The 23,379-nt window shown below is 71.1% G+C and carries 21 protein-coding genes; 9 read left to right on the forward strand and 12 right to left on the reverse strand.

Annotated features, from left to right (window positions below; genetic code table 11):
* Positions 1-53: 53 nt before the first annotated feature.
* Together ACIBK6_RS17740 and ACIBK6_RS17745 are read right to left on the reverse strand one after the other, a co-directional pair.
* Positions 54-932 (reverse strand): oxygenase MpaB family protein, encoded by an 879-nt coding sequence (locus tag ACIBK6_RS17740; RefSeq protein WP_399052164.1) that lies wholly within the window; start codon positions 930-932, stop codon positions 54-56.
* Positions 933-1,166: 234 nt separating this feature from the next.
* On the reverse strand, positions 1,167-1,640 hold the full coding sequence (locus ACIBK6_RS17745; RefSeq protein ID WP_399052165.1) for a hypothetical protein: 474 nt from the start codon (positions 1,638-1,640) through the stop codon (positions 1,167-1,169).
* A 368-nt stretch (positions 1,641-2,008) separates the two neighbouring features.
* Here ACIBK6_RS17745 and ACIBK6_RS17750 point away from each other — a divergent pair, with 368 nt between their 5' ends.
* The 3 genes from ACIBK6_RS17750 to ACIBK6_RS17760 all read left to right on the forward strand — a co-directional run bounded on the left by ACIBK6_RS17750 (position 2,009) and on the right by ACIBK6_RS17760 (position 4,452).
* Positions 2,009-3,106 carry an alpha/beta hydrolase gene (locus tag ACIBK6_RS17750; protein ID WP_399052166.1) on the forward strand — a complete coding sequence of 366 codons (1,098 nt, stop codon included), beginning with the start codon at positions 2,009-2,011 and terminating at the stop codon, positions 3,104-3,106.
* A gap of 193 nt (positions 3,107-3,299) precedes the next feature.
* A complete protein-coding gene (locus ACIBK6_RS17755; RefSeq protein WP_399052167.1) occupies positions 3,300-3,509 on the forward strand; it encodes a hypothetical protein in 210 nt (69 codons plus the stop codon).
* 208 nt (positions 3,510-3,717) lie between these two features.
* On the forward strand, positions 3,718-4,452 hold the full coding sequence (locus ACIBK6_RS17760; RefSeq protein ID WP_399052168.1) for a MerR family transcriptional regulator: 735 nt from the start codon (positions 3,718-3,720) through the stop codon (positions 4,450-4,452).
* A gap of 73 nt (positions 4,453-4,525) precedes the next feature.
* On the opposite strand, the gene ACIBK6_RS17765 is transcribed toward ACIBK6_RS17760, so the two are convergent.
* From ACIBK6_RS17765 to ACIBK6_RS17780, 4 genes are read right to left on the reverse strand one after another with little or no spacing between them, the layout of a single operon-like run.
* Positions 4,526-6,700, reverse strand: coding sequence for a 3-hydroxyacyl-CoA dehydrogenase NAD-binding domain-containing protein (locus tag ACIBK6_RS17765; protein ID WP_399052169.1), 2,175 nt, complete (start codon positions 6,698-6,700; stop codon positions 4,526-4,528).
* A 38-nt stretch (positions 6,701-6,738) separates the two neighbouring features.
* Entirely contained in the window at positions 6,739-7,953 is a 1,215-nt protein-coding gene (locus ACIBK6_RS17770; RefSeq protein ID WP_399052170.1) for an acetyl-CoA C-acetyltransferase, read from the reverse strand.
* A 43-nt stretch (positions 7,954-7,996) separates the two neighbouring features.
* The gene (locus tag ACIBK6_RS17775) at positions 7,997-9,139 is read right to left on the reverse strand and encodes an acyl-CoA dehydrogenase family protein (protein ID WP_399052171.1); all 1,143 of its coding nucleotides are present in this window, start codon (positions 9,137-9,139) and stop codon (positions 7,997-7,999) included.
* Position 9,140: 1 nt separating this feature from the next.
* The gene (locus tag ACIBK6_RS17780) at positions 9,141-10,322 is read right to left on the reverse strand and encodes a CaiB/BaiF CoA transferase family protein (protein ID WP_399052172.1); all 1,182 of its coding nucleotides are present in this window, start codon (positions 10,320-10,322) and stop codon (positions 9,141-9,143) included.
* Positions 10,323-10,559: 237 nt separating this feature from the next.
* Between ACIBK6_RS17780 and ACIBK6_RS17785 the strand changes: the two genes are divergently transcribed.
* The gene (locus ACIBK6_RS17785; RefSeq protein ID WP_399052173.1) at positions 10,560-11,741 is read left to right on the forward strand and encodes a saccharopine dehydrogenase family protein; all 1,182 of its coding nucleotides are present in this window, start codon (positions 10,560-10,562) and stop codon (positions 11,739-11,741) included.
* Between the two features lie 19 nt (positions 11,742-11,760).
* Here the strand turns inward: ACIBK6_RS17785 and ACIBK6_RS17790 are convergent, their stop codons facing one another.
* Positions 11,761-12,462: an endonuclease V gene (locus tag ACIBK6_RS17790; protein WP_399052174.1), complete on the reverse strand. Its 702-nt coding sequence runs from the start codon at positions 12,460-12,462 to the stop codon at positions 11,761-11,763.
* Between the two features lie 87 nt (positions 12,463-12,549).
* Between ACIBK6_RS17790 and ACIBK6_RS17795 the strand changes: the two genes are divergently transcribed.
* Positions 12,550-12,849 (forward strand): YciI family protein, encoded by a 300-nt coding sequence (locus ACIBK6_RS17795; RefSeq protein WP_399052175.1) that lies wholly within the window; start codon positions 12,550-12,552, stop codon positions 12,847-12,849.
* An 18-nt stretch (positions 12,850-12,867) separates the two neighbouring features.
* On the opposite strand, the gene ACIBK6_RS17800 is transcribed toward ACIBK6_RS17795, so the two are convergent.
* Positions 12,868-13,938, reverse strand: a complete 1,071-nt coding sequence (locus ACIBK6_RS17800) for a WD40/YVTN/BNR-like repeat-containing protein (protein ID WP_399052176.1) — start codon at positions 13,936-13,938, stop codon at positions 12,868-12,870.
* Positions 13,939-14,165: 227 nt separating this feature from the next.
* Between ACIBK6_RS17800 and ACIBK6_RS17805 the strand changes: the two genes are divergently transcribed.
* From ACIBK6_RS17805 to ACIBK6_RS17815, 3 genes are all read left to right on the forward strand, one after another.
* Positions 14,166-14,582: an SsgA family sporulation/cell division regulator gene (locus tag ACIBK6_RS17805; protein ID WP_399052177.1), complete on the forward strand. Its 417-nt coding sequence runs from the start codon at positions 14,166-14,168 to the stop codon at positions 14,580-14,582.
* 439 nt (positions 14,583-15,021) lie between these two features.
* Positions 15,022-16,674, forward strand: a complete 1,653-nt coding sequence (locus tag ACIBK6_RS17810) for an ABC-F family ATP-binding cassette domain-containing protein (protein WP_399052178.1) — start codon at positions 15,022-15,024, stop codon at positions 16,672-16,674.
* A 169-nt stretch (positions 16,675-16,843) separates the two neighbouring features.
* Entirely contained in the window at positions 16,844-17,812 is a 969-nt protein-coding gene (locus tag ACIBK6_RS17815; protein ID WP_399052179.1) for an acyl-ACP desaturase, read from the forward strand.
* Positions 17,813-17,930: 118 nt separating this feature from the next.
* On the opposite strand, the gene ACIBK6_RS17820 is transcribed toward ACIBK6_RS17815, so the two are convergent.
* From ACIBK6_RS17820 to ligD, 4 genes are all read right to left on the reverse strand, one after another.
* Entirely contained in the window at positions 17,931-19,532 is a 1,602-nt protein-coding gene (locus ACIBK6_RS17820; protein ID WP_399052180.1) for a GMC family oxidoreductase, read from the reverse strand.
* An 85-nt stretch (positions 19,533-19,617) separates the two neighbouring features.
* Positions 19,618-19,878: a WhiB family transcriptional regulator gene (locus ACIBK6_RS17825; RefSeq protein ID WP_399052181.1), complete on the reverse strand. Its 261-nt coding sequence runs from the start codon at positions 19,876-19,878 to the stop codon at positions 19,618-19,620.
* 179 nt (positions 19,879-20,057) lie between these two features.
* Positions 20,058-20,849 (reverse strand): VOC family protein, encoded by a 792-nt coding sequence (locus ACIBK6_RS17830; RefSeq protein WP_399052182.1) that lies wholly within the window; start codon positions 20,847-20,849, stop codon positions 20,058-20,060.
* Positions 20,850-20,955: 106 nt separating this feature from the next.
* Positions 20,956-21,972 carry a non-homologous end-joining DNA ligase gene (gene ligD, locus ACIBK6_RS17835; protein WP_399052183.1) on the reverse strand — a complete coding sequence of 339 codons (1,017 nt, stop codon included), beginning with the start codon at positions 21,970-21,972 and terminating at the stop codon, positions 20,956-20,958.
* 55 nt (positions 21,973-22,027) lie between these two features.
* On the opposite strand from ligD, the gene ACIBK6_RS17840 reads away from it, so the two are divergent.
* The gene (locus tag ACIBK6_RS17840; protein WP_399052184.1) at positions 22,028-23,092 is read left to right on the forward strand and encodes an ATP-dependent DNA ligase; all 1,065 of its coding nucleotides are present in this window, start codon (positions 22,028-22,030) and stop codon (positions 23,090-23,092) included.
* Positions 23,093-23,379 lie beyond the last annotated feature (287 nt).

Consider the following 23,379-nt stretch of genomic DNA (forward strand, 5'->3'; position numbering starts at 1 on the left):
GGGGTCAGCAGTCAGCAGTCAGCAGTCAGCAGTCAGCAGTCAGCAGTCAGCAGTCAGCAGGATCGCACCCGCCCGCCCGCCGAGTGCCTGAACTCCGCTCTGGCCCTGCGGGCGAGCGGCAGATAGCGCAGCCGCTCCGGCAGTACGGGGACCACGGCCCGCACCACCCGGCCGAAGCGGCGCAGCTTCCGCTCCTGCTCGTCCGTCCAGTCGAGCCCTATCGCCTCGCGCGCGTCCGGCGGCATGAATCCGATGGTGACGAACCGCCTGAAGCGCGCGAGTGGCGGCAGCAGCACCGGCCAGAGTGCTCTCAGGAGCAGCCGCAGGAGCGGCGGACCGCGGTCGGGGGCCGGGACCGGCCGGTCGGTGGCGACCAGCTCCTCTACCACGGTGTTGGTGTGTATCTCGTCGGCGAGGACTTTGCGGTAGTAGGGCCAGAACTCCTCGATGGTCTGCGGCATGTCCCGGTCGTGGATCCCGAGTATTCGGCCGACCTGGAGCCACTCCGCGTACAGCTTGCGGTGCTGGGCGTCGGTGAACGGGCGGCCGAGGTACTGCTGGGCGTGCGCGAAGACGGGGTATCCGGTGGCGTGCACCCACGCGTAGTAGGCGGGCGTGAGCGCGTGGTAGCGCCGGCCCGTGGCGTCCGTACCCTGGATGGTCTTGTGCAGCTGACGGAGCCGGCGCCCCTCCTCGGCGGCCCGGTCGCCCCCGTACACCCAGAGCTGCAACGAACGCAGCGAGCGCTCCCCCCGGCCCCACGGGTCGGTGCGGAACACCGAGTGCTCGTCCACGCCCGCGCCGACCGCGGGGTGCGCGACCTGCATGGTGAGCGCGGCGGGCAGAGTGAGGAGCATTCGGACGTCCCCGACGAGGCTCCACAGCACGCCGCCGGGCGGAGGCGGCACGGGTGCGGCGTCGCGGCGGTTCATGGGTGGGCTTCCTGGGACTGACGGGGTCGTTATGCACTGCCGGGTCTATGGGTGTTTCCAGTATGCGATCACCCAGGGGCACGGAAGCAGGCGGGGGCTCAGGTCACAGAGGGAGCAACTCCGATCACACGCCGCGCAGGCCACCCCTGCCTACGGCCATGCCTCGCAGGCCACCCCTGCCTGCGGCCAATGCCCCGGCGAGGCCGTCTCGCCGGGGTGTTCCTGCTGTCCGGCTCAGCGCCCGGCCGGGGCCGGCAGGGGTTCGCCGAGGATGCGGCCGGCCAGTTCGGTGGCCAGAACGTCAACGTACGGGCGCAGTTCGGCCTCGGCGGCGGCTCGGGACGCGGCGATGTCCGCGGTGCCGGCGGCGAGGATCTCGTCCCGCTCCCGGACGCCCTCGGCGCGGGCCGCGGCTATCGCCGCGGTGCCGTCCTCCTTGGCCTGCTGCCGGATGCGGGCCGCCTCGTGGCGCGCGTCGGCGAGCTCGGCCTCGTACCGCGCGCGTACCTCGGCCGCCTCCGTGAGGATGGCTTCGGCCTCGTGCGTACGGCCCGTGGTGAGTGCTTCCCGCTCGTCCAGCGTCCGCTTGATGCGGGGCAGCAGAACGCCGGCCATCACCCAGAAGCAGAGCGCGAACAGCACCAGGCCGATCAGCAGATCCGGCACCGTGGGATTGAGCGGGCCCACATCGATGGGGAGGAGATTCACGCCTGGCACCTTCTCTCTCACACGCGCCCGGGGCTCATGCGGCCTGAGCTGTCGTTCTCCAGATCGTACGACAGGGGTACGACAGCGAGCGCAGGGAGGTTGCCTCCAGCCGATCGCGGCCGGCGTTGTGCGCCCGGGGGTCCAATCACCCGAGCGCGAAAGGGAGTTCACGGTCGGCTTCACCCTTGGCTGGATTAGAACGTTCTTATAGAAACCCGTTCTAGATCTGGCTATGGTGCGCGGCAGGCCGCCGCGGCAGTTCCCGTCCGGGCGTGGCCGACCGCAGTCCATTGACCGGTTCTGCAGGGGGGATCTCCGATGAAGCTCCGTACCGACGAAAGACGGATCCGCGACGGCGGGGGTGCGCCGTGAAGGCCGGGCGGGGCGGGGTCAGACCTCGGCCGGGGTTCCTGCGTCTGAAGGCGGCGGTCGCCGCGGTGGGCGCCGCGCTCCTCCTGCTGGGCGCGCCTTCGGCGCACGCCGATGCCCCGGCCCCGCCGACGATGGCCGACGGATTCGGCCTGACCCAGGCCGGCGCCGCCACCGGCACCGCCACCAACTTCGTGATCACCGTGAAGACCGCCCAGGTCGCCGGAGAGCACCACATCCGGATCCTGCTGCCCGCCGGCTACGCGGCGGACCCCGCCAAGCGCTACCCGGTGTTCTACTTCCTGCACGGCGCCTCCGACGACCCGGCCAACCCGTACCTGGCCTACCCCGCCCTCACCGCGGCCACCTCGATGATCACGGTGATCCCGGACGGCGGACTCCGGGGCTGGTACACCGACTGGCTCGACCAGAGCACCGTCGCGGGCGCGCAGAACTGGGAGAACTTCCACATCAACCAGGTGATCCCCTTCATCGACGCCAACCTGCGCACCCTCGCGACCAGGCAGGGCCGGGCCGTCGGCGGGATCTCCATGGGCGGCTTCGGCGCCCTCTCCTACGCCCAGCGGCATCCCGGCCTGTTCAGTCAGGTGGCCTCGTTCTCCGGCGCCGACGACCTCTCGGTGGACCACATGGTCATGCGCGGTGCCGTCGTCGCCACGCTGACCAATGCCGGTGCCCCGCTCTGCGGCTCCAGTTCCCCCACCTGTTCCCTCACCTTCGGCCCCACGGTCTCCGGCGAAGCGATCTTCGGCTCCCCGTACCCGGTGTTCAACGCCGACTGGCGCTGGAACGAGGCCGACCCGTCCACGCACATGGCCGCGCTGGCCGGGACGGGCATCGCGATCTACACCGGCAACGGCAACGGCGATCCCGCGAACATGGAGTTCTGGGCCCAGTCGGCGGCACAGCACGCCAAGGACCACCTGGACGCTCTCGCCCACCCGTACCACTACGTGGACTACGGCAACGGTACCGGCTGGGGCTCCCACTGCAACGGCGGCCACGAGGGCGGCTGTTGGGCCCAGGACCTCGTGGACTACGTACCGCGCCTGGAAGCGGCGTTCGCCTCAGCCTGACCCATCGGCGGCCCGTCCCTGCCCGTCCCTGCCCTTCCATCGCCCACCACGCATCCCTCAAACGCGTCCCGATACGACGCGCATCCAAGAGACGGCGCGCGTCCAAGAACCCACGCGCGCCCCAAGAGACGAGGACTGAACCAAGTCATTGGTCACGAACCATCCCCCGAGACACCCGGTCCGCTACCTGCGGATGATCGCCGCCTTGGTGGCGACCTGCTGCGTCGCCCTGGGGATCGCGCTGTCCCCGTCCATGACGGGCACCGCGCACGCGGACGGGACCTGCGGCACGCCGGTCCAGTGCGCGAACTTCACGTCACTGAGCAACGGTCGCGCGCTCGACGTGCAGAACGGCTCGCTGCACATCGCGAACACCAGCACCACCCTCTCCTCCTGCTCCTGAACCCAACTCGGCCCGGCCCGACGGCAGTTGCCGCTCGGGCCGGGCTCTGCGGTGTCCGCCCGGCGGTGTCCACTCCCGTACAGCGACCGCCCGCACCCCTGCCCGGCCCCCGGACACCTTTCACAACTGTGGTGAGACAGCAATACTGTTGCACCGGATAGGCCGCGCACACCGGCGGCCGGGGGATACCGGGAAGCGAGGCACCGCCATGGCGACGGAGACCGAGGAGCCGACCCTCACGGTCGACGAACTGGCCGCGCGGGCCGGCGTCACCGTGCGCACCATCCGCTTCTACAGCACGCGCGGGCTGCTGCCGCCGCCCGTGATCGGGCCGCGCCGCGTCGGCCACTACGGTCCCGCGCACCTGTCCCGGCTCGCCCTCATCGAGGAGTTGCAGCACCACGGGATGACGCTGGCGGCGATCGAACGCTACCTCCAGCAGCTTCCGCACGACCTGAGCGCGCACGACCTCGCCATCCACCGCGCCGTGGTGGCCTCCTGGGCCCCGGACTCGGCCGACGACGCGACCCGCGCCGAGCTGGAGCGACGCGCGGGCAGAGCGCTCCCGGCCGACGACATCGACCGCCTCGCGGCGATGAACGTCCTGGAGCGCGTCCCCGGTTCGCCCGACGCCTTCCGCGTGGACCCGGGGCTCCTCGCGCTGGGCGTCCAGCTCCTCGACGTACCGATCGCGCACGAGACGATCCTGGCGGCGCGCACGGTGGTGCTCGAACACACCCGGGCGGCGGCGAAGGAGCTGACCCGGCTGTTCCAGGACGAGGTGTGGGGGCCCTACCGGCAGCGCGAGCGCGACCCGGAGGCCGTCGAGGCGATGAAATCGCTCTCGGCCCACATGCAGCCCATGGTGGTACAGGCCCTGGTGACCGCGTTCCAGCGCTCCCTGAAGGAGGAACTGCGCGCCCGGTACGCGGACGAGGCGTGACACGAGCCCTGAGCGGGCGGGCGCCGGCCGGGCTCTCCGGCCGGCGCTCCCGCAGAGCCCGTGGGCTCTCACCTCACGCGTCCCCGAACCGCTCCCCCTTCTCCGCCTTCTCCACAAGGAGTGCCGGCGGCTGGAAGCGCTCTCCGTAGCGTTCCGCCAGTTCGCGGGCGCGGGCCACGAAGCCCGGCAGTCCGCCCTCGTACCCGTTGATGTACTGGATGACGCCGCCGGTCCAGGCCGGGAAGCCGATGCCCATGATGGAGCCGATGTTGGCGTCGGCGACCGAGGTGAGGACGCCCTCCTCGAAGAGGCGCACCGTGTCCAGGGACTCGGAGAAGAGCATCCGCTCCTTCATGTCCTCGAACGGGATCTCGTATCCGGGCTTCGTGAAGTGCTGGCGAAGTCCCGGCCACAGCAGGCCCCGCTTGCCGTCCTCGCCGTACTCGTAGAACCCGGCGCCCCCGCTGCGGCCGGTCCGGCCGAACTCGTCCACCATCTTGTCGATGACCGCGTCCGAGGGGTGGCCGGGCCAGACGCCGCCCGCTTCCTCGATGGCGCGCTTCGTCTCGTTGCGGATCTTGCGCGGCAGGGTCAGGGTCAGCTCGTCCATCAGGGACAGGACCTTGGCCGGGTAGCCGGCCTGCCCCGCCGCCTGCTCGACGGACGCGGGCTCGATGCCCTCGCCGACCATGGCGACGCCCTCGTTGATGAAGTGCCCGATCACCCGCGAGGTGAAGAAGCCGCGCGAGTCGTTCACGACGATCGGCGTCTTCTTGATCTGGCGTACCAGGTCGAACGCGCGGGCCAGGGCCTCGTCGCCGGTGCGCTCGCCCTTGATGATCTCGACCAGCGGCATCTTGTCGACGGGCGAGAAGAAGTGCAGGCCGATGAAGTCCACCGGTCGCGAGACGCCCTCGGCCAGTGAAGTGATGGGCAGCGTCGAGGTGTTGGAGCACAGCAGCGCGTCGGGCTCCACGATGTGCTGGATCTCCTGGAACACCTTGTGCTTGAGCGAGGTGTCCTCGAAGACCGCCTCGATGACGGCGTCGCAGCCCGCCACCGCCTGCGGGTCGGCGGTCGGCGTGATGCGGGCGAGCAGCTCGTCGCGCTTGGCCTCGGTCGTACGGCCCCGGGAGAGCGCCTTGGCGAGGAGCTTCTCGGAGTACGCCTTGCCCTTCTGGGCGGCTTCGAGCGACACGTCCTTCAGTACGACGTCGATGCCCGCCCGAGCGCAGGAGTACGCGATGCCCGCCCCCATCATCCCGGCACCGAGGACCGCGACCTTGCGGACGGGGCGCGCCTCGATGCCCTGGGGGCGGCTGACACCGGAGTTGACGGCCTGGAGGTCGAAGAAGAACGCCTGGATCATGTTCTTCGAGGTCTGCCCGGTGACCAGCTCGGTGAAGTAGCGGGCCTCGATGGTCAGCGCGGTCTCGAAGTCGACCTGCGCGCCCTCCACTGCGGCCGCGAGGATGTTGCGCGGCGCCGGATAGGGCGCGCCCTGCAACTGCTTCTTCAAGTTGGCGGGGAACGCGGGCAGGTTGGCGGCGAAGCGGGGGTTGGAGGGCGTACCGCCAGGGATCTTGTAGCCCTTGACGTCCCAGGGCTGCTGCGACTCGGGGTGGGCGTCGATGAACGCGCGCGCCTGAGCCAGCATCTCCTCGGGCGTGGCGGCGACCTCGTGGACGAGGCCGTTTTCGAGGGCGCGCCGCGGGGAGTACTGGGTGCCCTGGAGCAGCACCTTGAGCAGGGCGTCCGTGATGCCCATGAGGCGCACGGTGCGGGTCACTCCGCCGCCGGCCGGGAGCAGTCCGAGCGTGACCTCGGGGAGGCCGATCTTGGAGCCGGGCGCGTCGAGCGCGACGCGGTGGTGCGAGGCGAGCGCGATCTCGTAACCGCCGCCCAGGGCCGCGCCGTTGATGGCGGCGACGACCGGCTTGCCCAGGGTTTCGATGCGGCGCAGCGAGTTCTTGATGGCCGTGCCGGTGTCGAAGGCCTGCTGGGCGAGCTCGGGGCCGACCTGGATCATGTCCTTGAGGTCGCCGCCCGCGAAGAAGGTCTTCTTGGCGGAGGTGTAGATGATGCCGCGAATGGAGTCCTTCTCGGCCACGGCGCGGTCCGCGATGGCCGCGATGGAGTCCTTGAAGGCCTGGTTCATGGTGTTGGCGGACTGGTTGGGGTCGTCCAGTACGAGGGTGACGACGCCGGTCTCGTCCTGTTCCCAGCGGATGGTGGTGCTCTCGGTCATGGCTCGGATTCTCCGTATGAGGGTGCCGGGAAGGACGGTCAGAGACGCTCGACGACGGTGGCGATGCCCATGCCACCGCCGACGCAGAGCGTGGCGAGGCCGTAGCGCAGGTCGCGGCGCTCCAGCTCGTCCACGAGGGTGCCCAGGATCATCGCGCCGGTCGCGCCGAGGGGGTGGCCCATGGCGATGGCGCCGCCGTTGACGTTGACCTTGTCGAGGCTGAGGCCCATGTCCTTGACGAAGCGGAGCACGACTGCGGCGAAGGCCTCGTTGATCTCCACGAGGTCGATGTCGCCGATGGTCAGTCCGGCCTTGGCGAGCGCCTTGCGGGAGGCGGGCGCGGGGCCGGTGAGCATGATGGTGGGCTCGGAGCCGGAGACGGCCGCGGAGACGATGCGGGCCCTCGGGGTCATGCCGTAGCGCTCGCCGACCGCCTTGGAGCCGATGGCGACGAGGGCCGAACCGTCCACGATGCCCGAGGAGTTGCCGGCGTGGTGGACGTGGTCGATCTGCTCGACCCAGTGGTACTTCTGCAGCGCGACGGCGTCGAAGCCGCCCATGTCGCCGATCGCGGCGAACGAGGGCTTGAGGCCCGCCAGGGAGTCCGCCGTGGTGCCCGGCCGCAGGTGTTCGTCGTGGTCGAGGACGACGAGGCCGTTGCGGTCCTTGACGGGGACGACGGAGCGCGCGAACCGGCCGTCCTTCCACGCCTGGGCGGCCCGCTCCTGGGAGAGCGCGGCGAACTCGTCCACGTCGCGCCGCGAGTAGCCCTCGATGGTGGCGATGAGGTCGGCGCCGATGCCCTGCGGGGCGAAGTTGGTGTCGAAGTTGGTCATCGGGTCGGCGAACCAGGCGCCGCCGTCGGACGCCATCGGGACGCGCGACATGGACTCGACGCCGCCCGCGAGCACCAGGTCCTCCCAGCCCGAACGGACCTTCATGGCTGCCATGTTGACCGCTTCGAGGCCGGAGGCGCAGAAGCGGTTCTCCTGTACGCCGGCGACCGTGTCGGGCAGTCCGGCGGCGATCGCCGCGATCCGGGCGATGTCGGAGCCCTGGTCGCCGACCGGGCCGACGACGCCGAGCACGATGTCGTCGATGGCGGCCGGGTCCAGGCCCGGGAAGCGCGCCTGGATCTCGTGGATCAGGCCGACCACGAGGTCGATCGGCTTGGTGCCGTGCAGGGCGCCGTTGGCCTTGCCGCGTCCGCGCGGGGTGCGGATCGCGTCGTACACATACGCTTCGGTGCTCAACGTCAGCAGCCTTTCCAGATGAGGGTGGTTCGTGAGAGCGTTCTCAGCCGAGCAGGGAGCGGCCGATGATCTCCTTCATGATCTCGGTCGTACCGCCGTAGATCGTCTGGATGCGGCCGTCCGTGAAGGCCCTGGCGACCCGGTACTCGGTCATGTAGCCGTAGCCGCCGTGCAGTTGGAGGCAGCGGTCGGCGACGCGCTTTTGCAGTTCGGTGGCCCACCACTTGGCCATCGAGGCGTGCACGGCGTCGAGTTCCCCGTTGGAGTGGTCCACGATGCAGCGGTCGAGGAAGGTGCGGGTGACGGCGCACTCGGTGGCCATCTCGGCGATCTCGAACCGGATGTGCTGGAGCTTGGACAGCGGCCGGCCGAAGGCCTCGCGCTCCTTGACGTAACTCGTGGTGATCTCCAGGAGGTGTTCGGCGGCGGCGATTCCGGCGACCGCGATGCCCATCCGCTCCTGTGCGAGATTGGTCATGAGGTGGATGAACGCGCCGTTGAGTTCGCCGAGGAGATTGTCCTTCGGGACGCGTACGTCGTGGAAGAACAGCTCGGCCGTGTCCTGCGACTTCTGCCCGATCTTGTCGAGGTTGCGGCCGCGTTCGAAGCCCTCCGCGCCGCGCTCCAAGACCAGCAGCGACAGGCCCTTCGCGCCGCCCTCGGGGGTGGTCTTGGCGACCACGACGACCAGGTCGGCGAGGATGCCGTTGGAGATGAACGTCTTGGAGCCGTTGAGGAGCCAGTGGTCGCCCCGGTCCTCGGCGGTGGTGCGGATGCCCTGGAGGTCGGAGCCCGCGCCGGGTTCCGTCATGGCGATCGCGGTGATCAGGGAGCCGTCACAGAATCCGGGCAGCCAGCGCCGTTTCTGCTCCTCGGTGGCGAGCCCGGTCAGATAGGGGCCGATGATGTCGTTGTGCAGGCCGAGCGCGAGTCCGGCGGCCCCGGCCCGGGTGAACTCCTCGGCGAGGACCGCGCTGTAGCGGAAGTCGGCCTGGCCGCCGCCCCCGTACTCCTCGGGCACGGCGAGCCCGAGGAGCCCCTGCCGGCCGGCCGCGAGCCAGGCCTCGCGCGAGACGATGCCGTCCTTCTCCCACTGCTCGTAGTGCGGCAGGACCTCCTTGGCAAGGAAGGTGCGGACGGTCTCGCGGAACGCCTCGTGCTCGGCGGTGAAGATCTGCCGTTTCAACTCAAGCCTCCTGTACGGGAGTTGCCGGATAGTCGGCCAGGGCCGGTACGTCCCAGTCGCGGGCGACCTCCGCCGTGTGGGCGCCCGGCAGCGCGGGGGGCCGGTGGATGGATCCGGGGGTGGCGGAGAAGCGGGGCGCGGGCGCGGGCTGCGTCATGCCGCCGTGTTCGGTGAAGGTGCCCCGGGCCGCCAGATGCGGGTGGTGGGGCGCTTCCGTCAGGGACAGCACGGGCGCGACACAGGCGTCCGAGCCCTCGAAGACGGCCGTCCACTGCGCGCGCGAGCGGGTGCGGAAGCGTTCGGCGATGGTGGTGCGCAGGTCGGGCCAGCCCGCGAGGTCCTTGCGCGCCGGGGCGGCGTCCTCGATGCCGAGGAGCCGGATGAACTGGTCGTAGAACTGCTGCTCCAGGGCGCCGACCGCCATGTACTGGCCGTCGGAGGTCTCGTACGTGCCGTAGAAGGGGCAGCCGCCGTCGAGGAGGTTGGCGCCGCGCCGGTCCTGCCAGCCGCCGGCCGCGAGCATGCCGTGGATCATCGTGGCGAGGTGCGCGGTCCCGTCCACGATCGCCGCGTCGACGACCTGCCCCGCTCCCTGGGTCCGCACGTGCTGGAGGGCGGCGAGCACGCCGATGACGAGGTAGAGCGAGCCGCCCGCGTAGTCGCCGACGAGGTTGGCGGGGACGGTGGGGCCCTCGTCGGGCTTGCCGATCATGTTGAGGGTGCCGGTGACGGCGATGTACGCGATGTCGTGCCCGGCCCGCCGGGCGAGCGGGCCCTCCTGGCCCCAGCCGGTCATCCGCCCGTAGACCAGCCCGGGGTTGCGGGCGAGACAGTCCTTCGGGCCGACGCCGAGGCGCTCGGCGACGCCGGGCCGGTAGCCCTCGATGAGGACGTCCGCGCGCTCGACCAGGTCGAGGACGCGGGCCGGACCCTCCGCCGCCTTCAGGTCGATGATCACGGAGCGCTTGTTGCGGTTGGTGAGGTCGTACGCCGGATCGATGGCGAGGCCGGCGCCGCCGGGCCGGTCCACGCGCACCACGTCGGCGCCGAGGTCGGCGAGGAGCATGGCGGCGAACGGGCCCGGCCCGATGCCCGCCAGCTCGACCACGCGCACCCCGGCCAGCGGGCCGGTTCCTGTCGCTGTCATCAAGCCCCCAGCACTGTGACACAACTGATGTAACATCAGTGATGCTAAGAACACGTTCCACTCCGCACAAGCCCCAGCGAGCAAGCGCTTAGTGCGATGGAGTGGAGTTCGGGCGCCAGTTGCCCGATATGCCGGGCATACGCACCCCTCTTCCCCGCCTTTGGCCATGGCAGCGGCATGCTCCGGGCTGCCCGCGGCGCGGACGCACGCTAGCCTCTGCAACCGGCGTCAGCCGACGGCAGCACCAGGCAGCAGAAGTGCGGAGGCACAAGGGTGGAACGGTCGAATCGGGATTACGACATCGTGCTGTTCGGCGCGACGGGTTTCGTCGGGTCACTGACCGCCGAATACCTCGCGGCCCACGCGCCCGCGGACTGCCGGTGGGCGATCGCCGGCCGCAGCCGGGCCAAGCTGGAGCGGCTGCGCGAGCGGCTCACGGAGATCGACCCGGCGTGCGCCACGCTCCCCCTCGTCACCGCCGACTCGACCGACCCGGCCTCGCTGCGCGCGCTCGCCGGATCGGCGCGGGTCGTCGCCACCACGGTCGGCCCCTACGTCTGGTACGGCGAGGGTCTGGTCGCGGCCTGCGCCGAGGCGGGCACCGACTACCTCGACCTGACCGGCGAGCCGGAGTTCGTGGACACGATGTACGTACGTCACGATGCGCGGGCCCGCGAGACGGGCGCCCGTCTGGTGCACTCCTGCGGTTTCGACTCGGCGCCGCACGACCTCGGGGTGCTGTTCACCGTGCAGCAGTTGCCGGCTGGGGTGCCGCTGCGGATCGACGGCTTCGTACGCTCGAATGCGACCTTCTCCGGCGGGACCCTGGCCTCCGCGCTGACCGCGCTGGGCCGTGGCGTGCAGACCGCGCGGGCCGCCCGGGAGCGCCGGCTGTACGAGCCGCGCCTGGTGGGGCGCCGGGCCCGCGCCCCGATCGGCGCCCCGCACTTCAGCAGGGAGGCCGGCGCCTGGGCGGTACCGCTGCCCACCATCGACCCGCAGGTGATCGCCCGCTCCGCGGCGGCCGACGCGCGGTACGGGCCCGACTTCCGCTACCGGCACTTCGCCGCGGTGAAGCACCTCCCGGTGGCCATCGGCGGGGTGGCCGCGGCGGGCGCCGTCGCCGCCGCCACTCAACTACCGCCCGCACGCGATTGGTTGATGAGCAGATACGAATCGGGGCGCGGTCCGGACGAGGCGCGGCGCCGGCGCAGCTGGTTCACGGTCCGGTTCGTCGGCGAGGGCGGCGGTCGGCGGGTCTTCACCGAGGTTTCCGGGGGCGACCCCGGCTACGACGAGACGGCGAAGATCCTCGCCGAGGCCGCGCTGAGCCTCGCCTTCGACAAACTCCCTGAACTGGCAGGCCAGTTGACCCCTGCCACGGCGATGGGCGAGACCCTGACCGAGCGGCTGCGGGCGGCCGGAATGCGTTTCCGGGTGGCCGGCACACGCTGAGCCGCGGCGGAAACCTAGGTCAGCGGGCGCCGACCGCCGCCTTCAGTGCCCGGCGGCACAGCGAGTCGGCCTGCCGGGTGGACTCGGGGAGGCGGTAGCGCCCGGCCAGTCGGAGGGTGTGCGCGCAGGCGTTGTCGAGGCTCACCCGGTGGCCGACCGAGACGAAGACGGGCTTGACGGCGTCCTGGGTGCGCAGGGCGCGGCCGACCTCGGTCCCGTCGTCGGCGAGCAGCGCTGAGCTGTCGCCGCGGCGGGGGCCCGGCTGCTCGTAGGTGAAGGTGAACGGGTTCTTGGCGACGCCGATGACGGGCAGCCCGGTGAGCACGCCGAGGTGGCTGGCAAGCCCGAAGCGACGCGGGTGAGCCAGGCCGTATCCGTCGCAAATGACCGTCCCCGGGCCGGAGTTGAGCCGTTCCAGTGCGGCGAGCACGGTGGGGATCTCGCGGAAGGCCAGCAGTCCGGGAACGTAGGGGAAGGCCACCCGGCCCACCGCGGTGGCCTCCTCGACCACCTCCAGGGTCGCGGCGTCCAGCACGACGGCGGCCGCGACGACCAGGTCCCGCTCGTCGTCGTACGCCACGTCGACCCCGGTGACGAGCCCCTTCCCGGGCGGCGGCCCCGGCTGGTCGAGTACGACGCGGCCGCGCAGCTCGTCCTGTACGGCGAGGGCGGCCGCCTCATCGGCCGGCCAGCCGTCCGGAATCCCCGTGATCATCTCCATGCCGCCACCCTAAGGGTGCCCAGGGGGACTTACCGCGCCCAGGGGCGGGCCCGGGTCGCCGGACGGGCCCCGAGTAGCCTGGTGATCATGTTCGTACTGGAGTTGACCTACACCGCCCCGCTCGCCCGCGTGGACGAGCTGCTCGACACCCACGTCGCCTGGCTGAACACGCACTACGCGGCGGGCACCTTCATCGCCTCGGGGCGCAAGGAGCCCCGCGACGGCGGGATCATCCTCGCCGTCGGGGACGATCGCGCGGCGATCGAGCAGCTCGTGGCGACCGACCCCTTCGTCGTCAACGGCGCCTGCGCGTACGGGATCACCGAGTTCCTCGCCACCAAGGTGGCGCCCGAACTCGCCCCGTACCGGCAGGAGTTGCCGAGCTGAGAGAGCACCGGACGCGCGCTAGTCGGCGAGCCTTGCCACCCGGCCCTGCTCGCCGGAGGCCCAGCAGCCGCCGTCCGGGGTGCAGTCGACGGTGTCGTACGAGCCGGTGTCGACGGTCCGCCAGGTGCGGCCGCCGTCGCGGGTCAGATCGGTGCCGGTGGGCCCGACGGCGAGCGCGGCCGACCGGGAGTGCGGCAGCCAGGCGACGCCCGAGCGGTAGGTGGCGACCGGTGTCGCGGCCTGCCGCCAGCTGCGGCCGCCGTCCCCGGTGACGGCCGCGGCCGACGGTGACGGCTGACCGGCCCGGTAGTCGCCGCCGACTGCGAGTCCGTGCGTACGGTCGCGGAAGGCGAGGCCGAAGACCCCGCGCGCCGGGTCGCCGGCCGGGATGGCCGTCTCGGCTGCCGTCCAGGTGAGCCCGCGGTCCGAGGAGTGCAGGACGCGGCCGGTCACGCCGCCGCCGGTGGCGAGCCAGACGTCGCGCGGCCCGGAGCTCACCAGGCACTGGCCGCTCGCGGCGAAGCCCGCCTCGCCGGGCTGGGCGGCCGGCATCCCGGTGTTCGGCAGGACTTTCCACGAGCGGCCGCCGTCCGCCGTGGACAGGATGCGGTACTTGCCGTCGACAGGGTCGCTCACCGCCAGACCGTGTCGAGCGTCCAGGAAGGTCAGGCAGTCGTAGAACGCCTTCGGATCGGTGTTGCGGAACGACTCGCTCCAGGTGGTCCCGCCGTCCTCGGTGCGGTAGACCCGGGACGCCTCGCCCTCACCGATGGCCAGCACGACCGCGCGCCGCCCGTCGAAGGCCTCCACGTCCCGGAACTCCAGACCGGACGCGCCGGGCGGCGACACGTTCTTCCAGCTGCGGCCGCCGTCGGACGTTCGCAGCACCGTGCCCTTCGAGCCCGCGACCCACGCGGTCGACCGGCTGACCGCGGCGAGGCCGCGGAAGCGGGCATCGGTGCCGGTGGCCTTCACTTCCCACTTCGGTGCGTCATGGCCGTGCCCGTGCGCCTGGGCCGGCGCGGTCATCGCGGCCGCCAGCGCCACCCCGCCCAGTCCCACCGACAGCATCCTTCTCGTCTTCCCCATGGGCCTCATGGCGTCGGAAGCTAGCCCAGCGCGCCGGGCCCGTCCAGAGTGCGCCCGTTGCGCCGGGCACCGCCACGCGCTGCGCGGCAATCTCCTCATACAGCTGAAAGAAGCCCGGCAATAGCGGTAGTGATACAGCTCACGTGAACCGCCGGTGCACGGAATGCTGCGTTCCGCCGTCTTTCCGGGCGGCAGGAGAGAACCACCGAGGCTGAGGGAGCAGGGCTTTGTCCACCGTCATCGAGCAGCCTGTCCAGGTACGCCTGATCGCGTCCGCGCCCCGCATGGAGACCGTGCCCGCGACGCTGCGCTACGACCGCGACGACCCGTTCGCCGTCCAGATGGCGTTCCCCGCCCCGGCCACCCTCGAAGGCGCCGAAGTCGCCTGGGAGTTCGCCCGCGAACTGCTCGAAGTGGGGATCGAGGCGCCCGCCGGGGTCGGTGACGTGCGGGTGCGGCCGTACGGCTACGACCGCACGGTGCTCGAATTCCACGCCCGCGAGGGTGTCGCCATGGTGCACATCCGCACGTCCGAGGTGCGCCGCTTCCTCAAGAGCGCGCAGCTCATGGTGCCGGCCGGCCACGAACACCAGTACCTCGACATGGACGGGGATCTCGCGGCGCTGCTGCGCGACGCCTGCTGAGTCCACCATCCTGCGGAGGCGTTCCAGTTCCAGGGAGGCACCCCCCCCGCACCGTCTCCGCTCCTGCCCGGTCGTGACGATGCACAGCTCCCCCGCGTCGGCGGCGGACCCGTGTTCCGCATTCAAGTGAGCCCGCCTCACGTGGACCCGCGATCCGGATTAATTCGTTTGCGGGTCCGCGCCGGACCGGCGTACGTTCGTGACTGGCCCTGTTGTCGTCGAACGGAGAAGGACGTTGCTCGTCTGAGGCCCTGAGACACCGTTTCGCGCACTTCCTTCCGTGTCGCGCGCCCGGTGTGACCTCTGCCTCCGAGCCATGTCCTCCACGACCAGGGCCTTCTTCGTGCCCTGAGCGGTGTCTCAGAACCCCCGTTGCCCTCAGAGCCCGGCCCCTTCACGCCCCGGGCTCCCACTCCTTCCCCGCAACCGGGAGACCCGTATGTCAACCTTCCCCCTTCAGATCAACTCGGCCGCGCTCTCCTTCGCATGGCCGGACGGAACCCCCGTCTTCGAGGACTTCCAGCTCGCGGTCGGCCCCGGCCGGACCGGCCTGGTCGGTCTCAACGGCTCCGGGAAGTCAACCCTGTTGAAGCTGATCGCCGGTGAACTCGCCCCGACCGATGGCCACATCAAGACCGCCGGCCAGATCGGATACCTGCCGCAGAACCTGGTCCTCGACACCGCCCTGCGGGTGGACCAGGCCCTCGGCATCGACGCGGTCCGCGCGGCGCTGCACGCCATCGAGGGCGGCGACGCGGACGAGCGGCACTTCGAGACGGTCGGCGACGACTGGGACGTCGAGGAGCGGGCCCGCGCCACCCTCGACCAGCTCGGCCTCGACGGCATCGGCCTGGACCGCACGATCGGCGAGGTCTCGGGCGGCGAGTCGGTGCTGCTGCGGCTTGCCGCACTGCTCCTGCGGCGCCCGGACGTCCTGCTGCTCGACGAACCGACGAACAACCTGGACCTGCCCGCGCGGCAGCGGCTGTACGGCGCGGTCGACGCCTGGAGCGGGGTACTCCTGGTGGTCAGCCACGACCGGGAACTGCTCGACCGGGTGGACCGCATCGCCGATCTGCGCGAGGGCCAACTCACCTGGTACGGCGGGAACTTCACGGCGTACGAGGCGGCACTGCGGGCCGAACAGGAGGCGGCCGAGCGGATGGTGCGGGTCGCCGAGGCCGACGTACAGCGCCAGAAACGCGAACTGACCGACGCCCACGTGAAGTTGGCGCGGCGCAGGAAGTACGCGCAGAAGAGCTTCGAGAACAAGGTGGTGCCGAAGATCGTCGCCAATGGCCGCAAGAGCGAGGCGCAGGTGTCGGCGGGCAAGCACCGCATCCTGCACACCGAGCGCCTCGACCAGGCGCGCGAGCGGCTCGACCAGGCCGTGGAGGCGGTGCGGGACGACGAGGAGATCCGGATCGAGCTGCCGTACACCAAGGTGCATCCGGGGCGCGCCGTGCTGACCCTGCGGGAGCTCCGACTCCCTTACGGGGCACGCGTCAAGGGCGAGCTCGACGTGCGCGGACCCGAGCGGATCGCGCTGGTCGGACGCAACGGCTCCGGCAAGACGACGCTGCTCAGGACGCTCGCCGGGCAGCTGGAGCCGGTGGCCGGCGAGGCGGTGGCGCATGTTCCGCTGCGGTTCCTGCCCCAGCGTCTCGATGTGCTGGACGACGCGCTGAGCGTGGTGGAGAACGTGGCCCGGTACGCACCGGGCGCGACGGACAACGCCATCCGGGCACGTCTCGCGCGCTTCCTGTTCAAGGGGGCCCGGGCGGGCCGGCCGGCCGGGACCCTCTCGGGCGGTGAGCGGTTCCGGGCCGCGCTGGCGGCGCTGCTGCTCGCGGAGCCCGCCCCGCAGCTCCTGATGCTGGACGAGCCCACGAACAATCTGGACATGGCGAGTGTGCGCGCCCTCACGGCCGCGCTCGACGCCTACGAGGGCGCTCTGATCGTGGCCAGTCACGATGTGCCGTTCCTGGCGGCGATCGGGGTCACCCGATGGCTGCTGCTCGACGGCGAGCTGACCGACACCACGGCCGAGGCGGTCCGGGAGGGGGCGGTGGTCCACTCCCGAACCGAGTGACTTGCCTCTCCATCCACACCGACGGCCTGCGCATATAACAGAACGTAACCGGACGAAGGGGAAGGCGGGCTTGGCCGGGGGCTTACCGCCGCCTTAACCTACGGTCTCGTAACCTACGAATCCGTAGGTAAGCCTGCCGTCCCCGTTTCCGTCCCCCTGGAGCACCCCCGTGACGATCACCTCTCCCCACCTCGGCAGTTCGGACGCGTGGACCGACGCCCGACTGCTGTTCGCGCTGGAAGAGGTGGTCGAGAAGGAGCTCAACCGGCACCTGAAGGTCGCCAAGGACTGGATGCCGCACGAGTACGTGCCGTGGTCGGACGCCCGCAACTTCCCCGGGCTCTTCGAGGACGGCGAGGCGTGGGTGCCCCAGCAGTCCAAGGTCACGGACATCGGCAAGATCGCCCTGGTGGTCAATCTGCTCACCGAGGACAACCTGCCCAGCTACCACCACGAGATCGCGTCCCTGTTCGGCCGGGACGGTGCCTGGGGCACCTGGGTGCACCGCTGGACCGCCGAGGAGGGCCGCCACGGCATCGTGATGCGCGACTACCTGCTCGCCTCGCGGGCGGTGGACCCGGACAAGCTGGAGCAGTTCCGGATGGCGCACATGAGCGAGGGCTTCGAGTCGGACAACCGGCACTCGATGCTGCACTCGGTCGCCTACGTCGCCTTCCAGGAGCTGGCGACCCGGGTCTCGCACCGCAACACCGGCCACCAGTCGGGCGACCCGGTCTGCGACCGGATGCTGGCGCGGATCGCGACCGACGAGAACCTGCACATGGTCTTCTACCGCAATCTGCTCGGTGCGGCCTTCGAGATCGCGCCGGACCTGACGATGCAGTCGGTGCGCGACGTCGTCGTGGACTTCCGGATGCCCGGTCACGGCATGCCGGGCTTCGAGCGGGCGGCCGCGCAGATGGCGATCGGCGAGATCTACAACATGCGGATCCACCACGACGACGTGCTGCAGCCGGTGCTGCGCTACCTCAAGGTCCTGGAGATCGACGGGCTCGGCCCCGAGGGTCTCAAGGCGCAGGAGGAGCTCGGCATGTACATGGGCGGGCTCAACGCCGAGGCGGCCAAGTTCGACGAGAAGCTGGCCGCGCGGAAGGCCCGGATGGCCGCGCGGGCCTGAGGAGCCCGCCGCGCGAGCCGGATAGGCCTTCGTCGCGGGCCGGGAAGCCTTCCTCATCGCACGCTCACACTCCGTTCGGCGGACGCCCCCGGATCACCGGCGGGCGTCCGCCGTCGCGCTATCTGGCGTCCTCCCGGATCATCTCCGCCGCCTTCTCGGCGATCGCGACCGTGGGCGCGTGGGTGTGGCCGCGGGTGATGCGCGGCATGACTGAGGCGTCCACGACCCGCAGCCCCTCGACTCCCCGCACCTTGAGCCGGGGGTCGGTGACCGAGCCGTCGTCGCTGCCCATGCGGCAGGTGCCGACGGGGTGGTACAGCGTCTCGGCGACGTCCCGCACCGACCGGGCGAGCCGCTCGTCGTCGACCGTGCCCGGGTAGGGCTCCATGGGTCCTGAGACGTACGGGGCGAGGGCGGGGCGCGCGAAGAGTTCCTCCGCCCTGCGGATCCCCGCCATCAGCCGGGGCAGGTCCCCTTCCGCGGTGAGGTAGCCGGGGTCGATCCGGGGCGCGGTGGACGCCTCGGTCCCCGCCAGGTCGATCCGGCCTTCGCTGGCCGGCTGGAGCAGGATGACGCCGATGGTGAGACCGTGTTCGGTCGGCGGGGTCAGGCCGTGGTTGACGAAGGGCCCCGGCGCGAAGACCAACTCGATGTCGGGGGCGGCCAGTTGCGGGTCGGTGCGCAGGAAGGCGACCGCCTCGCCGAGGTTGGAGGTGAGCGGACCGCGGCCGCGCAGCAGGAAGCGGCCCACGTTGGCGAGCGAGTCGGCGCCGGTGAGGCTGACGGGGATCGGGCAGCGCACGGTGACCGCGTAGGCCAGGTGGTCCTGGAGGTGCCTGCCGACCTCCGGTGCGGCGACCCGAACGGTCACGCCCGCCGCGCGCAGCCGTTCGGGGTCGCCGATCCCGGACCGCATCAGCAGATGGGGCGAGCCGATGGCGCCCGCGCTGAGGACCACCTCGCGGCGGGCGGTGAGCGGTCCCGGCAGGCCTTCGGCGGCGATACCGGTGACGCGGGGCCCGTCGAACCGGAGCCCGGTCACCCGCACTTGGGTGAGGACGTCGAGGTTGGGCCGGCGGGCGGCGGGCTTGAGATAGCCGTCCGCGGCGCTCCAGCGGCGGCCGCCGCGCTGGTTGACCGGGGTGATCGCGCAGCCCGAGTGGTCCGGCGCGTTCAGCTCCGGCAGTTCGGGCAGCCCGGCCTCCTGGCAGGCGGCGAGGAAGGCGCCGGTCGTGGTGTTCGGGTCGCGCTGCGGGGAGATGAAGAGCGGTCCGCCGGTGCCGTGGACGGTGCCGTCGGCGGTGGGCCCGGTCCAGTTCTCGGCGCGCCGGAAGTAGCGGACGAGCCGGTCGTACGACCAGTCGGGCCCGGCCGCCCGGCCCCAGGCGTCGTAGTCGTCGCGGTGGCCCCGCACCCACATCATGGCGTTCATCGATGACGAGCCGCCCAGGGTGTGACCGCGCGGCCAGTACAGTTCGCGGCCGCCCAGCGCCTCCTGCTTGGCGGTGGTGAAGTTCCAGTCGTAGGGCGACTTGAAGAGCTTGGGGAAGGCGGCCGGGATCCGGATCTCGGCCTTGCGGTCGGGCGGGCCCGATTCGACGAGGACCACCCGGACGGTGGGATCCTCCGAGAGCCGCGCCGCGAGGACGCAGCCCGCGGATCCGGCGCCCACCACGATGTAGTCGTACGTCCCGCTGCCCGCTGTTCCCCGAGTGCTCAACCCGGCTCCCTCGTCCCGTAGTTGTGGGGCGTGCGGGGCCAGCATGGACCGCCCCGGCGCCGTGGCGCCAGGGGACGTCGGGCGGTCAGGCGCGGTCGCGCTGTCTGGTGCGCTGGAGGCGGAGCCGCTCCTTCTCGGAGAGGCCGCCCCACACGCCGAACCGCTCGTCGTTGGCCAGGGCGTACTCCAGGCAGGCCAGCCGCTCGTCGCAGGCTCCGCAGAGCTGCTTGGCCTCGCGCGTCGAGCTGCCCGGGGCGGGGAAGAAGAACTCGGCTCCCGCCTGGGCGCACAACGCGCTCTCCTGCCAGGCGAGTTCCGGCCCGGGGGTGATGGTGTCGTTCAGCATGCGGACCACGTTGCCCGCCGCTGATCAACGTCCGGTCAACGAACGTTGAACGCCGAAATTGATCACCGCCTCCCGTACGGTCGACATCCCTGCGCCGCCGGGTCCAGACGTCCGCGCTGCCGCGCCCGGACCCGGCATCCGCCCGTGACTGTGCCCATGACGTGGGCGTCCGACTCCGGCTATGACGTCGGCGTCGCGCTCTTGATGATGGCGAAGCGCGCGCCGTGCGGGTCGGCGAGCTTGGCGAACCGGCCCACGTCCGCCATGTCCACCGGCGCCATGCGGACCTGGCCGCCCAGCTCCTGCGCCTTGGCGGCGATCGCGTCGGCGTCGGCCACTTCGTAGTACGGCATCCAGTACGGTCCCGCCTCGGCCTCCAGCGGGTCGCTGTCGATCGGGACGACGCCGCCGAACATCGAGTCGGGCCCCGCGCCCGAGGGGTTCACGGTCGTGTAAGTACCGCCCGGGAAGGGCACTTCCGAGGTTTCCCAGCCGAATACCGTGTGGTAGAACGCGGTGGCCGCCTGGACGTCCGGGGTGTACAGCTCGACCCAGCTCAGTGTGTTCTGCTCGCCGGCGGCTTCCATGCCGTTCATCTGCCGGGGCTGCCACGCCGAGAAGCCGACGCCCGCCGGGTCGCGGAAGTAGGCGCTGCGGCCGAGCTCCATGACGTCCACCGGCTGGAAGGTGATGCTGCCGCCGCCCTGCTCGACGGCCTTGGCCGTGGCGTCGGCGTCCGGGGTCTGGAAGTACACGTTCCAGGCCGGGCCGCTCTGCTCGGCAGGGACGGTCATGCCGCCCGCGATGGTCTTGCCGGCCGCCTGGAACGTGCCGTATCCGCCGACTTCCGGCCCGCCCGGCCGGAAGGTCCAGCCGAAGAGGCCGGTGTAGAAGGCGGCCGCGGCGTCGATGTCCGGCGTGCCGAGGTCGATCCAGCTGGGAGAGCCCGTGACGTAACGGGTGGTGAGCATGGTGAGCTCCTTCGGGTGTCCCGTTGTCCTGTCAATCCTGAGTCTTGCACCGGGCACTGACAATCCGGGGTGAGCGCCCCGGGAGGCCCTGGGGCCGAGGGGGGTCCTACGGCCCTTTGGCGGCTCGGCTCGGCTGAACCCGTTTGGGTTCGCCCGGCATCTTGGGGTAGTCCGGCGGGTACGGCATGTCGCCGAGTTCGTGGTCGTGTTCGTCGCGGTCGGCGAGTTCGAGGAGCGGTTCGAGGCCGAAGGCGTGGTCGTCCATGTCCGCGTGGAGATCGCCGAGTTCGGCGTACCGCGCGGGCATGGTCCGCAGGTCGAAGTCCTCGGGGTGCACGTCGTCGAGCTCGTCCCAGCGCAGCGGCGCCGATACCGGGGCGTGCGGTTTGGGGCGTACCGAGTAGGCCGAGGCGATGGTGCGGTCGCGGGCGGTCTGGTTGTAGTCCACGAAGATCCGTTCGCCGCGCTGCTCCTTCCACCACGCGGTGGTGACCCGGCCCGTCATGCGGCGCTCCAGCTCGCGGCCGATCGCGATGGCGCAGCGGCGCACCTCGGTGAACGTCCAGCGGGGTTCGATCGGTACGAAGACGTGGATGCCGCGCCCGCCGGACGTCTTGAGCCAGCCTTTGATCCCCAACTCACCGAGGAGCGCCCGCAGTTCGTGGGCGACCGGGACGGCGTCACCGAAGTCGGTGCCGGGCTGCGGGTCCAGGTCGATGCGGAGTTCGTCGGGATGGTCGGTGGCCTCGCGCCGTACCGGCCAGGGGTGGAAGGTCAGGCAGCCGAGCTGGGCGGCCCACAGGACGGCGGCGGGCTCGGTGGGGCAGATCTCGTCGGCGTGGCGGCCGCTGGGGAAGGCGATCCTGGCGGTGGGGATCCAGTCGGGGAGGTTCTTCGGGGCCCGCTTCTGGAAGAAGGACTCGCCCTCGATGCCGTCGGGGTAGCGCTCAAGCGTGGTGGGGCGGTCGCGCAGGGCGCGTGTGATGCCGTCGGCGACGGACAGGTAGTAGTTCGCCACGTCCAGCTTGGTGTAGCCGGTCGCCGGAAAGTACACCTTGTCCGGATTGGAGAGCCGGATGGTCCGCCCGCCGGCCACCAGCTCGATCGCCTCGCCCTTGCCCATGCAGGCCACGGTAGGCGGAGGGCATCAATGCCGCATATCGGCGAGAATCGACGGTATGGATCTCCCGGTGATGCCACCTGTGAAGCCGATGCTCGCCAAGTCCGTGGCGAGGATTCCGCCCGGAATGCAGTACGAGGCGAAGTGGGACGGGTTCCGGGCGATCGTGCACCGGGACGGCGCCGAGATCGTCATCGGCAGCCGCAACGGCAAGCCGCTGACCCGCTACTTTCCGGAATTGGCCGGGGCCCTCCTGGAGCGGCTGCCCGAGCGCTGCGTGGTGGACGGTGAGATCGTCATCGCCCATGAGGGGCGGCTCGACTTCGACCGGCTCAGCGAGCGCATCCATCCCGCCGCGTCCCGGGTGAAGCTCCTCGCCGAACAGACCCCGGCGAGCTTCATCGCCTTCGACCTGCTCGCGCTCGGGGACGCGTCGCTGCTCGACACCCCGCTGGCCGAGCGGCGGTCGGCGCTGGTCAAAGCCCTGGGAGCGGTTTCGGCGCCCGTTCACCTGGCTCCGGCGACCACCGACATCGACGTGGCCCGCCGGTGGTTCGAGCAGTACGAGGGTGCCGGGCTCGACGGGGTGATCGCCAAGCCGCTCGATCTCCCCTACCGGCCCGACGCCCGCCTCATGTACAAGATCAAGCACGAGCGCACGGCGGATGTGGTGGTGGGCGGATACCGCCACCACAAGAGCGGCCCGGTGGTTGGCTCGCTCCTGCTCGGCCTGTACGACTCGGCGGGCGGGCTCCAGCACATCGGCGTGTGCGCGGCCTTCCCGATGAAACGGCGCGCGGAGTTGATCGAGGAGCTCGCGCCGCTACTCATGGACGACCCGGTGGCCCAGGGTCATCCCTGGGCCGCCTGGGCCGAGGAGTCGGCGCACGAGAGCGCCCGGCTGCCCGGGGCGACCAGCCGTTGGACCGGCAAGAAGGACCTGTCGTGGCTGGCGGTGCGTCCGGAGCTGGTGGCGGAGGTGGCGTACGACCACATGGAGGGCGACCGGTTCCGGCACACCGCCCAGTTCCGGCGCTGGCGCCCGGACCGCGCTCCTGCCAGCTGCACCTACGCCCAGTTGGAGGAGCCGGTCCGGTACGACCTGGCGGAGGTGCTGGCGTAGGGGGTGTCCGGTGGGTCAGGGGCGGATAGGGCGCGGCGTCTGGTGCGGTGCATCGCAAGGCGCCGGAGCGTCTTCAATGGGGGTCCCCCCTGGCCCTTAAGGCCTTGGGGGAGGAGCTATGGGGACGTTTCGGCAACGCGGCGAGGTGCCGTGCCAGACGCCGCGCCCCCGGCCATGACCCACCGGACACCCCCTAGTAGGACTCCGTTAGGTCTTCCTATTAGTCCTGATCGCGAGCATGTTGGGAGTGTGGACGTACATGAAGTGAACCGTGTCCGGGCGATGTT

The sequence above is a fragment of the Streptomyces sp. NPDC050485 genome (assembly GCF_044458185.1).
Taxonomy (GTDB): Bacteria; Actinomycetota; Actinomycetes; order Streptomycetales; family Streptomycetaceae; genus Streptomyces.

Coding starts and splice junctions, on each gene's coding strand:
- ACIBK6_RS17740 (WP_399052164.1), bottom strand. CDS start 932: ATGAACCGCCGCGACGCCGCACCCGTGCCGCCTCCGCCCGGCGGCGTG.
- ACIBK6_RS17755 (WP_399052167.1), top strand. CDS start 3,300: ATGATCGCCGCCTTGGTGGCGACCTGCTGCGTCGCCCTGGGGATCGCG.
- ACIBK6_RS17760 (WP_399052168.1), top strand. CDS start 3,718: ATGGCGACGGAGACCGAGGAGCCGACCCTCACGGTCGACGAACTGGCC.
- ACIBK6_RS17765 (WP_399052169.1), bottom strand. CDS start 6,700: ATGACCGAGAGCACCACCATCCGCTGGGAACAGGACGAGACCGGCGTC.
- ACIBK6_RS17780 (WP_399052172.1), bottom strand. CDS start 10,322: ATGTTACATCAGTTGTGTCACAGTGCTGGGGGCTTGATGACAGCGACA.
- ACIBK6_RS17790 (WP_399052174.1), bottom strand. CDS start 12,462: ATGGAGATGATCACGGGGATTCCGGACGGCTGGCCGGCCGATGAGGCG.
- ACIBK6_RS17795 (WP_399052175.1), top strand. CDS start 12,550: ATGTTCGTACTGGAGTTGACCTACACCGCCCCGCTCGCCCGCGTGGAC.
- ACIBK6_RS17800 (WP_399052176.1), bottom strand. CDS start 13,938: ATGGGGAAGACGAGAAGGATGCTGTCGGTGGGACTGGGCGGGGTGGCG.
- ACIBK6_RS17810 (WP_399052178.1), top strand. CDS start 15,022: ATGTCAACCTTCCCCCTTCAGATCAACTCGGCCGCGCTCTCCTTCGCA.
- ACIBK6_RS17825 (WP_399052181.1), bottom strand. CDS start 19,878: ATGCTGAACGACACCATCACCCCCGGGCCGGAACTCGCCTGGCAGGAG.
- ACIBK6_RS17830 (WP_399052182.1), bottom strand. CDS start 20,849: ATGCTCACCACCCGTTACGTCACGGGCTCTCCCAGCTGGATCGACCTC.
- ligD (WP_399052183.1), bottom strand. CDS start 21,972: ATGGGCAAGGGCGAGGCGATCGAGCTGGTGGCCGGCGGGCGGACCATC.
- ACIBK6_RS17840 (WP_399052184.1), top strand. CDS start 22,028: ATGGATCTCCCGGTGATGCCACCTGTGAAGCCGATGCTCGCCAAGTCC.